The 13,053-nt window shown below is 25.6% G+C and carries 12 protein-coding genes; 9 read left to right on the top strand and 3 right to left on the bottom strand.

What is annotated here, in order from left to right:
• The first annotated feature begins 37 nt into the window (after nt 1-37).
• From JWF52_RS10285 to JWF52_RS10255, 7 genes are all read left to right on the top strand, one after another.
• Nucleotides 38-1,483 (top strand): MBOAT family O-acyltransferase, encoded by a 1,446-nt coding sequence (locus JWF52_RS10285; RefSeq protein WP_353654919.1) that lies wholly within the window; start codon nt 38-40, stop codon nt 1,481-1,483.
• A gap of 32 nt (nt 1,484-1,515) precedes the next feature.
• Nucleotides 1,516-2,709 (top strand): alginate O-acetyltransferase AlgX-related protein, encoded by a 1,194-nt coding sequence (locus tag JWF52_RS10280; RefSeq protein ID WP_208333473.1) that lies wholly within the window; start codon nt 1,516-1,518, stop codon nt 2,707-2,709.
• Between the two features lie 110 nt (nt 2,710-2,819).
• The gene (locus JWF52_RS10275) at nt 2,820-3,929 is read left to right on the top strand and encodes an alginate O-acetyltransferase AlgX-related protein (RefSeq protein WP_208333472.1); all 1,110 of its coding nucleotides are present in this window, start codon (nt 2,820-2,822) and stop codon (nt 3,927-3,929) included.
• 191 nt (nt 3,930-4,120) lie between these two features.
• Nucleotides 4,121-4,789, top strand: coding sequence for a hypothetical protein (locus tag JWF52_RS10270; protein ID WP_208333471.1), 669 nt, complete (start codon nt 4,121-4,123; stop codon nt 4,787-4,789).
• A 45-nt stretch (nt 4,790-4,834) separates the two neighbouring features.
• Nucleotides 4,835-5,215 (top strand): DUF3139 domain-containing protein, encoded by a 381-nt coding sequence (locus tag JWF52_RS10265; protein WP_208333470.1) that lies wholly within the window; start codon nt 4,835-4,837, stop codon nt 5,213-5,215.
• Nucleotides 5,216-5,237: 22 nt separating this feature from the next.
• Entirely contained in the window at nt 5,238-7,802 is a 2,565-nt protein-coding gene (locus JWF52_RS10260; RefSeq protein ID WP_208333469.1) for an ABC transporter permease, read from the top strand.
• Between the two features lie 54 nt (nt 7,803-7,856).
• Nucleotides 7,857-8,525: an ABC transporter ATP-binding protein gene (locus JWF52_RS10255; protein ID WP_208333468.1), complete on the top strand. Its 669-nt coding sequence runs from the start codon at nt 7,857-7,859 to the stop codon at nt 8,523-8,525.
• Between the two features lie 83 nt (nt 8,526-8,608).
• On the opposite strand, the gene JWF52_RS10250 is transcribed toward JWF52_RS10255, so the two are convergent.
• Nucleotides 8,609-9,106, bottom strand: coding sequence for a 2'-5' RNA ligase family protein (locus tag JWF52_RS10250; protein ID WP_208333467.1), 498 nt, complete (start codon nt 9,104-9,106; stop codon nt 8,609-8,611).
• Nucleotides 9,107-9,200: 94 nt separating this feature from the next.
• On the bottom strand, nt 9,201-9,674 hold the full coding sequence (locus JWF52_RS10245; protein ID WP_208333466.1) for a hypothetical protein: 474 nt from the start codon (nt 9,672-9,674) through the stop codon (nt 9,201-9,203).
• Nucleotides 9,675-10,094: 420 nt separating this feature from the next.
• Here JWF52_RS10245 and JWF52_RS10240 point away from each other — a divergent pair, with 420 nt between their 5' ends.
• Together JWF52_RS10240 and JWF52_RS10235 are read left to right on the top strand one after the other, a co-directional pair.
• Complete coding sequence (locus JWF52_RS10240; RefSeq protein ID WP_208333465.1) at nt 10,095-10,601, top strand: hypothetical protein; 507 nt, start codon at nt 10,095-10,097, stop codon at nt 10,599-10,601.
• Nucleotides 10,602-10,835: 234 nt separating this feature from the next.
• On the top strand, nt 10,836-10,982 hold the full coding sequence (locus JWF52_RS10235) for a hypothetical protein (RefSeq protein WP_208333464.1): 147 nt from the start codon (nt 10,836-10,838) through the stop codon (nt 10,980-10,982).
• A 118-nt stretch (nt 10,983-11,100) separates the two neighbouring features.
• Here the strand turns inward: JWF52_RS10235 and JWF52_RS10230 are convergent, their stop codons facing one another.
• Nucleotides 11,101-11,547 carry a hypothetical protein gene (locus JWF52_RS10230; protein ID WP_208333463.1) on the bottom strand — a complete coding sequence of 149 codons (447 nt, stop codon included), beginning with the start codon at nt 11,545-11,547 and terminating at the stop codon, nt 11,101-11,103.
• Nucleotides 11,548-13,053: the final 1,506 nt, after the last annotated feature.

Raw genomic sequence — 13,053 nt, 5'->3', positions numbered from 1 at the left:
GAAAATATAGGGAAGGAGACGTGTTAACAACTTAAATTTGTTGACATATAAAAAAATGGTATTTAGTAGTTTGATGTTTTTATTTTTATTTTTACCGTGTACTTTAATATTTTATTATATATCAAATAAAAAAATAAGAAATAGTGTATTAGTATTAGTAAGTTTGTTTTTTTATGCATGGGGAGAACCAGTATACGTGTTTTTAATGTTATTTTCAACAGTTGTTGATTATATACATGGATTGAAAGTTGAAAGATTCATTGAGCTAGGAAAAAGGAAAAAAGCACTGAGGGTAGTTATATCTTCAGCAATTATAAATTTATTTGTATTATGTTTTTTCAAGTATAGCGACTTTTTAATTGAAAATATTAATATTATTTTTAATTTAGATATAGGATTATTGAATTTACCTTTACCGATAGGGATTTCATTTTATACTTTCCAAACAATGTCATATACTATAGATATTTACAGAGGAGATGCTAAGGCACAAAAGAGTATATTAGATTTTGGAGCTTATGTTACACTATTTCCACAATTAGTAGCAGGACCAATTGTTAGATACCAGACTATAGCTACACAAATAAATAAAAGAGAACATTCAATAGAAAAATTTGCAGATGGTGTAAATAGGTTTGTTTGTGGACTAGCTAAAAAAGTTATATTATCAAATCAATTAGCTATTATAGCAGATGGTGTGTTTTCAAGTAATTTGTCAAATATTTCAATACTAGAAGCATGGTTAGGTATAATTTGTTATACACTTCAAATATATTTTGATTTTGGTGGATATAGTGATATGGCTATAGGGTTAGGTAAGATGTTTGGATTTGAGTTTCTCGAAAACTTTAATTATCCATATATATCACAAACAGTTTCAGAGTTTTGGAGAAGGTGGCATATTTCTTTAGGTAGCTGGTTTAGGGATTATGTATATATACCATTAGGTGGAAGTAGAGTATCAAAACTCAAGATGTATAGAAATTTATTTATAGTTTGGTTTTTAACTGGTATGTGGCATGGAGCTAGTTGGACGTTTATAATATGGGGTCTATATTTTGGGGTATTTATAGCCTTAGAAAAAGCATTTTTAGAGAAAGTACTTTATAAAATTCCTAGAGTATTTAGACATATATATTTACTTTTAATTGTAGTTACAGGATGGGTATTCTTTAGAGCTGACAATATGATATACGCATTTGAGTTTTTAAAAGTTATGTTTAGAGTTAATTCTAATACTATAGTTAATAACACGTTCAATGCTTACTTAATTGATTACTGGTACATTATACTTGCATCTATAATATTATCTACGCCTATTGTAAAAGTATTAAAAAGATTAATTTTAAAAGTTAATAAAAAAGCATTAAATAATGATATAGCATATTTAATGCATGGATTATCGCTAGGTATATATATGTTTATTGCTATAACAATGTTATGTAGTTCGAGTTACAACCCATTTTTATATTTTAGATTTTAGATTTTAGATTTTAGATTTAAAGGGGAAGTTTTATGAATAAAAAGAAAGCTAGGTATATAATAATACCATTTTTGAGTATAGTTTTCGGTTTTTTAATTCTTAATATTATAACTCCAGATAAAAAGTATAGTATTGTAGAGAATAGAAATCTTGAAAAAAAGCCAGTATTAAAAGATATTAAAGAAGGTGAATTTACATCTAAGTTTGAAAGTTACTATAATGATCAATTTGTATTTAGGGATGAAATGATAAGTATAAATAAAAAATCTGAAGTTAAATTAAATAAAACAAAAGTTGGTAATTACTATTTAGTTGATAATAATTGGATTTTAGGAATGTTTTCAAAGCTTTTGAGTGAAAAGCAGTTAAATGATTACTCAAATGCAATTAATAAGTTATCTGAGATAAGTTTAAGTTTAGATAAAGATGTATACTTTACTATGATGCCTCACAAGACAAATATTTTAAAACATCTATATCCTAAATATGTAGATACTACAGAAAATATAGATATAAATAAAAATGAGTTTAGGAGAAGGTTAGAGTCTGATATAGTAACATATATTGATATGGATGAGTATATGTTAAATAATTTTAGTCAAGATGAACTAGAACGTTTATACTTTAAAACAGACCATCATTGGACAGGCATAGGAGCTTTTGAAAACTTTAAAATGATGGCTTCAAGAATAGATTTAGGGGTATCTCAGGATGAATTAAATAACCATTTTGATAGATACAAAATAACGACTGTCAAAAGTAAAAACTTTATAGGTAGCTATAATAGAAATTTAGATATGATAGTTAAAGAAGAAGAATATGCTAATTATGCTTATATAGATAATACAAAGTATACATATGAGATAAATGGTAAAAAGAAAAAAGAAGAAGATATTATTGCTACATCAAGAAATGACAAAGAATGGGATTATGGTGGGGCATATATTAGAGGAGCACAAACTAATATATTAAATATTAAAAATGAAGATGCACTAGTTGATAAAAAGATATTAATATTTAGGGATTCATATCAAGCTCCAACTACATGGTTATTTTCAGATTTATTTAGAGAAGTTGAAATAGCTGATCCAAGAAATATAGATAAAATAGACAAGACATATAAAGAAATAATAGAAGAAAGTAATTCAGATATAGTTATGTTTATGTACAATAGCTCTGGATTTGGTTCGATGATTAAAACTATGATAGATAAAGGAATAAATTAAAGTAAAAGCCGTAAGTTTTATGTATATTCAACTTATGGCTTTTATTTTTTTTGTTATGAGGGAAATATAACTTCATCAATATATTATCATGAGTTAAAGGAGACAGTGATATGAAAAAGTATATACTAAAGTATATAGGTATAATATCTATATTAATTATAGTTAGCTCTGGAGTTTTTTCAAATCAACTCAAAAATATTCTAATAGATGAAGTATCTGTATTCAATGAGAATTATGTAAATAAGTTGGACAAAGGTGAGAAAGATAGATTTATTGTAGGCAACTATTATTTGACTGAAAATAACTGGTTATTAGGTAAGTTTTCTAAAATTATACCGGACAATAAGATGAAGGTATATGCAAATGAAATAAATGATTTAAGTAAACTTGCTACATCACAAGGAAAAGATACTTATTTTGTATCAATGACTCATAAAACAAATATGTTAAAACATCTTTATCCTAGCTTTGTAGAAAATAAAAACAATATAGATTTAAATAAGGATTCATTAGCTTCAAAGTTAGATAAAAATTATATTTCATTTATAGATATAGATAGATATTTTTTATCCAATTTTTCAGAGAAAGAAAGAGAGAATTTTTATTTCAAAACAGACCACCATTGGAATGGAATAGGAGCATTTGAAGGATTTGAATTTATAATTAATAATATGGACTTAGATTTATCAAGTAATGAAGTTAGTGAGTATATGAGTAAATATAAGGTTAAAGTTATCAAAGATAAAGAATTTATAGGTAGCTATAATAGAAAGTTAAACTTTATAGTTAAAGATAAAGAATTTGCAAACTATGTATATAAAAAGGGAAGTAAATTAGAGTACTTTATTACAGATGGAAGTAAGGAACATAAATTAGATGAAGAGAAAATAATGGCTACATTAAGGAATAAAAATAGTTGGGACTATGGTGGAGCATATATGAGAGGGACTAATTGTAATATATTAAAAATAAAGAATAGAAACTCACTGACTGACAAGAAAGTATTAATATTTAGAGATTCATATCAAGCACCAATGACATGGTTACTAGCTGATATATTTAAAGAAGTTCAAATAGTAGACCCTAGATACATTGAAAATATTGATATGACATATGAAGATATAATAACAAATATCAATTCAGATATAATCATGTTTATGTACAATAGTTTTGGGTTTGAAGGAATGATTAAAGAGATGATTAATAAGAAGATAGATTAAAAATACTGATAGTTGGGTCGATTAACCTACTAGTTGGGGCATATATATTGATACTAAAAAATAAGGATGTTATCTTTTAACAGAAGGTAACGTCCTTATTTTTTTATTATAAGAATTAGTCACATACTAAAGAGCTATGGTAAATAATTAATAAATACGTGAGAAGTATAAATACAATGGAGGAAAGGTATATGAAAGTAAAAAAATCTATATTAGCTATGATATTAGCTACAAGTTTAAGTGTAGGTTTAATGGTGGGATGTAGACATTCTGAGAATTCATCAAAAAGCTCAATTGAAACTAAAACTCAAGCAACTGAAGAAGATGAATCTATTAAGCTCTTTGAAGATTACTCAAAAAAAATTAACACTCGAGAAGGAGTGTATGAGGTTAAACAAGATTTATCTAAAAAAATCTCAAAAGCTATAATAGATAGTGGACTTAGGGTTGTCCACTCAAACCCAGATGGTAGTTTCGTGTTATCTCTAGGAGGTTTCGAAAATCTTCCTGATCAATATATTCAAAGTCTATATTACTCTATGTTCGAAGACGATAAAAAGGGTAAGGCTACACTAGATATTCTTTGGGTCAAAGAATATCCTGAAGATATGGAACTATCTGAAAATGATAAATATGTTAAAGCTATATACAACATATTTAAGTCATTAACTAACACTAAATTAACAGAGAAAGAGTTCTTTGATGCAGTTAAAAAAACATTTAATAAGAAAGAGGGTCTTGTAGAACTTCCTTATAAGGATGCTATACCGATTCAAGTTGTTCAAGTTAATAAATCTAAAAAATATATTAAAACTTTACAATTAAGATGTAATTATGACTTTGATATTTCAAAGTCTTAGTGTATCAGAAAACTTATCAACTTTTATTAAAATAAGGAGGTTTATATGAGAAAAAATATAGCTATTTTATTAGCACTAATTATAGGATTTACAGGATTTTTTATATATGATAATTACTTTAAACCTTGGAATGAAGCTGAAAAACGTATTAATAAATATATGGTAGAACAGGGAGTTCCAAAAGATGATATAAGTAATATCACAAAAGAAAAAGCAAAGAAAGCAAGTTACAATGGTATCCTTTACAAGGTATCTTATAAAGATGATCCTCAATATGAATATCAATATTTTTATAGCGATGATTACTATTCTTTATATATAAATAAAGTTTTATTGCAAATATATGACTTAAGTAATGGTAATGAACTGACAGATGTTAAGGAACTTAAAAATGTAAAACATCCGCCAATTCACTTAGATAAATAAATTATAAAAAGGAGGAGATTTTATGGGAATATATTTTAAAATGTCACTAGCATATTTAAGAAAAAATAAAATAAGAACATTACTTTTAATATTAGGGGTTGCATTAGGTGTAGTCTTAATATTTGGAACTAGTGTTATAAAAGATTCTCAAAATAAAAATGATGTAGGAGCAATAAATAAACTTTATGGTGGATATCATGTAGAATTTAATGATTTAAATCCTGAAGGCGTTGAAAAATTAGAGAGTGAGAAGGATGTATCAAAAATTACTACAGTACAAAATTTAGGTAATATTATAGATAAACGAGGGAATTCTTTTCCACTAAAATCGGCAGATAAAGATTATATAACTGATAAGTCTTCTAAGTTAATAAAAGGTAGACTTCCAAAGGATAATAATGAAATAGTAATGGGAAAAGAAGCACTAGAAGCTATGAATATAGCAGGTAAATTAAACTCTACTTTAGATTTTACAGTAAAAAAGGAATATAAAGATAATGAAGGAAATAATAAAATTTATACTGTAGAGAAAAAATTTAAACTAGTAGGAGTTGTAGAAAAACCAAAGGGATTTTATGATTTTTATGATATTAATATACCTTTTGAAGCATTTACTTACAAAAATGATGGGAAAAATAACGTAATACCACAGGATGCAATTAGTTATAATAGTATATTAAGTCTAAAGGGTGGCTGGAAAAATATTGATGGACAAGCTAATAAAATTATGACAAAACACAATTTAGGGGGAGTTAGTTATTTACCAAATATGCCTCTTGTACGACAATTAATGAATAAACAAATAGATAAGGATAATCCAGATACTTATAAAAGAGAGGCTCTAATTACAATTACAGCAGCAATTTTTGTATTTAATATTTTTAATATTACATTAAATGAAACAATAAAGGAAATGGGATTACTTAGATTAATAGGTTCTAGTAAGAAAAATGTTAGAAGCATGATAATATACCAGGCATTGGTTATAATGGCTTTAGGTATAGCAGTAGGATTAATAATCGGTTGTATATCTTCGTATGCAGCAGTTAATATATCTAATCCTTTTATATATCAAGAGGCAGTAATAAAGCCAAAATTATATATAAGTAATGCAAATATTATGAAAGCTATAATAACAGGTGCATTTTCTGTTTTTGCTTCTTGTATCATACCTATTTTCAAGGTAGGTAATATATCATCTATTGAAGCTACAAAGAAAAATGATAAGTTAAAAGGTTGTAGAGGAAGTTACAGAGTAGACAAACTTTTAAGTAAAATATTTGGATTTTCTGGATTTATGGGACTTAAAAACATTGGAAGGAATAAAAGTAGAGCCATTATATCTATGATATCAATTGCACTAGGAGGATATGTATTCTTAACTACATTTTCAAGTATGCAAGATGAAGTAAATGATAAAATTGCGGATATGCAAAAAAGATATGATATAACAATACAATTTGGAGTAAATTCAGATATAGATAATGTAGAGTATTCAGAGAGTGATGTAAATAAGCTAAAAAATGTAGATGGTGTAAAAAGTGTAACTCCAATACAAATAGAAAGTGGATTATTAGATTATAAAAAGAATGAAATGGATAAAGATTTTGCAAAGAGTAAAGGAATACAAGAAAAAGACAAAATGGAATATGAAATGAATCTAAAATTATTTGGATCAGATTATATAAAAGATACACTTAAAAACTTCTTACAAGAAGGGCATATATATGAGATTGGGACATTAAACCAAGGTCTACCAAATGTAGCAGTATATAATTACTTTTACGATGAATCTGGGACAAATAAATTTAAAAAAGTTTTTCATGATTTAAAGATAGGGGACATTATAACAATAAAAGTTCCAATTACAGAAAACACAAATACTGAATATAAAGAAAGTAAAGTAAGAGTATGTGCAATTTTAAAATCTGACTGGATGTCTAAGGGGGATGGAGATTTAAACCGTAATTTTGAGATTGTAACAGCTAATAGCCTTTCTAAACATATTGTTGGAGAGAGAAAATACAATAAATTAGGTATAAACTTAAAAAATTCATATGATAAAACTGTAAATAAAAAAGTAGAAGAAGTTTCTAATAGTATCCACTTATCTCAATTTGAAAGTAAGTTTAATTTTAATGAGATGCAAAAAAGTTTTGAAGTTGAGTATACTAAAACACAGTTATCAGTGATAATATTAGTTTTAATAATAGCAGGAATTAATATTTTCTGTACAATAAAAACAAATTTACTTATAAGAAAAAAAGAAATTTCAACACTTAGAGCAATAGGATTGAGTGTAAGAGATATGAAAAAAATGATTGCTTATGAAGCATTAACATATGCAATATTAAGTTTTATAATCGCTTTAGTTCCAGCGATGATAAACTTAATTAAATTTGTAAACTGGAATAATAATGCTTATAAAAACTATGGAATAGAGCATTTTATGCCTTTTACATTTCCGGTTAAAGAATCAATAATATTTTTTATTATATCAGTGACTGTATGTTTAGTAGCGGTAGCTACAAGTAGTAGAGACTTGAAAAAGATGAGTATTATTGAAGGAATAAAAGATAACGATTAATTACTTATATAAGTAATATTTATACATTAAGAAATTACATTGGGAGGTTAGTTTATGAAAACTTTAAAAACTATAGATTTAAGAAAAATATACGGCAAGGGTGACAGTGAAGTTAGAGCCATTGATAATATAAATTTAAAAATACAACCTCATAAATTTACAGCGATAATTGGGAAAAGTGGTTCTGGAAAGAGTACATTACTTCATTGTATGGCAGGGCTTGATAAACCAACTTCTGGCAAAGTATTTATGAATGATTTAGATTTATATACTTTAAATGACGACAAACTTTCTAAAATTAGAAGAGAAGAATTTGGTTTTATATTTCAAAGTTTTAACTTAATACCAGTTATAAATGTTTATGACAATATAATACTTCCTGTTTCAATTAGTGGTAAAAAAGTAGATAAAGAGCACGTAGAAGATTTAATAAGTAAATTAGGGCTTAAATCTCAAATAAAGAAATTCCCAAATGAATTATCAGGAGGACAGCAACAGAGAGTAGCAATTGCAAGAGCGCTTGCTAATAAACCATCAGTTATATTTGCAGATGAGCCCACTGGTAATTTAGATAGTAAAACGACTAAAGAAGTAATGGATATATTAAAATTTTGTGTTAATGAATATAAACAAACATTAGTTATGATAACTCACAACGATGAAATAGCTAAGAGTGCCGATAACATTATAACTATTAGTGATGGTAAAATTTTATCAAATTAGTGATATTTATTTAGATGTAGAGATGTGTTTTAAAATAAGAATGCCCTCCAAATTATGGAGGGTATTTTTATTTTGCAAGAATCTTATATTAGATTTTCTTTTAATATAAATCTTGATGGGGAATATTCATACAAGACAACGCTTTCAATATAACCTGAAAAAGAAGAGAAATTTTCAGCAACAATTGGTAGTGCTTTTTGTATTATATCTGGCTCATCAAGAATCATTGTAGTATGGGCAACCCAATTAAAATTATCAGGATAGCTATGATTAAATGGTTCTTGTAAATTTAGTAGTTCATATGTAACAGATGGAGCTATAAAAAGCACTTTCATTCCAAATAATCCTATATTATCAAATGAAATAGGTATTTTTTTAGTGCTTTTACAAATTTTTCTTATCTTATTTTTTAATTCAGATTCTTTATCAAGTTCAAATGACCCTAATGTAATATGATTTGGAAAATCAGAAGCTAGGTTTCCTGTAATACCAGCATCTAAAAGTGATTTTTTTATTTTATTTAATCTTATTTCAGTTTCTTCGTCATATTGAGCCATAACATACAAACGTTTACATTCCATAAACTACCTCCTAAGTTAAACTAGGTTATTATATTATTATAATATATACCAATAAATAAATATATTAAAAGGCTAAAATAAAAACTATATTTTTCTATTTAAAATCATCCTTAAAATTTACTGGTTTATATGATTGTATATGCTCAGCACCAGCATAATTTAGAAATGATCCTATTACACTTTCTTCACTGTCAACCAATAAAGATAAGTAAATCATATCATCTTCAAATTTTGACCTTTCCTCTAATTCATAATCAAATGTCTTAAGTTCACCTTTAATATTTTTAAAATTCTTAGGTGAATAGCCACCTTTAATACAAGCTTTTTTCATTAATTTAGAAACTTCAGCATCTCCATTCATTACATACTCTTTAGTTTCAACTTTTATAGAATATCCTTGTTCCTTTGCTATTTTTTTAGCTTCTTCAGATACGCCATCAATTCCTTGATTATTTGCCGTCTTAACTATTTCTTTAGATACACTATCTATAGATTTGATACTTTTATACCCAAATATTAATAGTGATAAAAATAAAATGCAATATAATAAATAAATATATTTTTTCATTAAATACCCCAAAAAATTTCTTTTTCCTTTTATACTATATATTTTTTGTAAAAATATCAATAATTTAGAAATAATTTAGCTATTAAATAAATTTATAATTAAATAGTTTTTATTGTTTAAATCATATTAATATAACTAAAACTACAAAATATAGGTTCAGATAATATAACCGAAAGTGCGTTCTTCAAAACATTGACATTATATATTTTAGAGAACTTTCGAGAAAGTATGAAATTAGTGAAATGCAGCTTAATAAATATTGTTAAATCTTAGTTATAGATTTCAATTAACTATTAAAAACTGTAACTAAATTTTATTGGTTTATGACAATAAAAATAGTATTATATTAATTAAAGGATAACAAAAGTTCAAAATTATTATAAATTGCGAGTATAAGACTAGATATAAAGAGAGGGTATAATGGATAAAATTAAGAAAAATAAAAATATATTTATAGTACTAACTGTAATTTGTTTTATAATAGGATACTTTAAAGTAAGAGATTATTACATTTTAAAAGACTGTTTTGTATTTTCTAAAGATAATATAGTGAGAGTGTTGAACTATGATAAAGATTTAAATTCTCATAACTACCATATATCAGAAGAAGATATTAATTATTTGAGTAAAGTATTATCTAATTCAAAATTAAAAAAATCTAGTGCCGAAGAATCACCATTTCCAAGTACGGGTGGTATGCTAATAATTTTAGATGGTAATATTAGAGAGAATAAAGATAGTACTCAAATGGAGTATAAAAGAAGTATACAGTTAATTAAAATAAATAGTGAGAAAGTGTATGTAATTTTAGAAATAAATAAACTTAGAGATGATGATAGTTTCAATATGGATGGTGTTGCACAGAAATTTTATACCATTAATTCTAAAGAACTAGTACAATTTATAGAAAAGCTAAATAGTAATTAAATTTTAATTACTATTTAGCTTTAATTCACAATATAAGTTAAATAACTATACCTTATCATATGCAAAAAATATTGTAAAAACTATGATATAGCTAATATAGCCAAAGTAACATTTAAATTAATTTAAACAATCTCCTAAACGTAAATTTATAAACTAATTATATTTAACTCGTATAAACCTAAACCTAAATTTGCTAAAGAAAATAAAAAACATAAAGTAATTAGACTTAATTTAATGTGTTTTGATTTTCTTAGCTTAAAGGCAATAGAAGATATTATAAAGAGTATTGTTGATAACAGAATAGAACTATTAAATTCCAGTAAATTTAAATATAAAAATAATAATGTTGGAAATAACATTATTATTGCAGTTTTATCATAATTAAAACTCATACTTGTTCATCTCCATTTCGGTTATAAGAATAATCTTTTAAATTGATAGGTATTTTTTATCTATTTCTGAATAAAAATATTTCATTTTCCTATACAATCATATTTTATCAATATAAAAGTAGTTTACGGGGTGTCTCATAGCTATCTAAAACTTTTTTAAGTTTATCAAATGTTAATTCACTTAAAGAGAGTGAAACTTCTTTTAGATTTTCTAATTCTTTAGAAATATCATTATGAAAGTTTTTTTTACTACTACAATTTGCAAGCCAAATGGACCATATCTCACACTTTTTAAAATTTTTACAGTTATTTATTAAATAGTCATAAAGACGCTGGCATCTATCTTCTGTATATCTAAAATTTAGGTCATAAATTTTAGATAATTTCGTATAGTAGGAAACATCATAGTATAAAGATCCAGGCGTAATTTCAAGGTCATTTAAATCATCTTCATATTGAAATGTAGTGATTTTTGTACCATCAGCTTTATGTAATTTTGAACTATATAATGTTGGTAGTTCATATTCACAAGCTATAAATGTGTAAAAACTCATATTATCTCCTCCTATTTAATTCTAAACATCAAACTAGTTCCTAAACTGAAATTTAATGAATAGCTATAAAACTTAGGTTTTTAAGTTGATGGTTAGAATGTATCGTAAAAATTCTGTACATACAAGAATCGGTAAAGCTCCATATAAAATGCTACAGAAATAAAAAGCCATATAATTAAAGACATTAAAATTATTGAAAATTTATCTTTTGTATTTTTTTTTATATTTTTATATACGCAACAAAACTCACATTGATATAAAATTCCCACTAGTAGAAGTAATATAAATAGAATTAGATTAAATATTAAATTATTTGAAATTTCAAATACAGGAAATACAAATAATCTTATGCCTAAAAGGACTATAAGTGTTTTACAAATATATGGCGTTAGTTTTTGAAGTTTTTTTATTAGCATAAAAATTTTATTCATATATAACTCCTCCAATCAATAAGTTTAAAATTATACAAATTATTTTAATATATAAATTTAAAAATAAAGTACAAAATGGACTAAGATAGGTTTATTTTGGAGTAAAATATAAAAAAGTTAAATTACATCTTAAAAATACATTTAAAGAGATATAATAGCAGATACAATTATTTTCTAAAAACTTACTTAAGGACTAGTTTTTAAAGTGAAATTTTGAAACTTGCTATTTTAAATTATATGTTTTTTTAACACTAAAAAAGGAATCTCACATTAATGTTCTCTTAGTTCAAAATAAAACAAAATAAGAATGAAATTATCTATTATTATATTTAATATCCTCATTAAAAAGTATAGAATATATTTCTTTGTTATTAGTAGTTATTATATTCTTTAAGACTTGCTAAATAAGAAAACTGCAATCAATATCATATTAAAACATACTTGCATATAATATTTTATTAGTATATACTATCTTTAGTATATTTTGGAATTATAGTTATGCATCATAGAAACTCAGTTAAGAGGGGTGACAACCTGCTGAGAGCTGACGGTGCCGGGAGGAATTTATAAGGATACTTTGAAAATTCTATCCTCTTATGATTTGTGAAAATCATAATGAATGGTAAAAGCCAAAAGAATAAGTCAGTTTGCCAAACTTTAGTGCATATAAAAGTAATAGCCTTGTGGTGGCTGCAATAGACGACTCAGTGAGGAATAATCCAACGGGATATAAGCGTGGTACCTTATATGACATTGGAAATACCAAACAAAGCCATTTGTCTTGAAGCAGAGAAATCTGTGTATAACACAAGAACTATGTTAAAGTAGCCTTAGGACAATATCGATAGAATATAGATTATATTTCTGAAAGTTAGGTGAAATTTATGAGTAATCATTCTCATGTAGGAGTATCGTACTTTGTACTGGGGTAAGAAGCCTAGGGTCGCTCCCAACAGCTCAGACTTATCTCCCTAGTGACTGAATATATATGAAATTATTGTGAGGTACAGTGAAAACTGTCTATGGTGTATAATTATAATTCTAAAATTTATCTAAATAAAAAGAGTAAGTTATG

The organism is Clostridium sp. CCUG 7971, assembly GCF_017590215.1.
Taxonomy (GTDB): domain Bacteria; phylum Bacillota; class Clostridia; order Peptostreptococcales; family Peptostreptococcaceae; genus Faecalimicrobium.
Note: the sequence above shows the minus strand (reverse complement) of the source record. Positions and strands in the feature narration are given on the sequence as shown.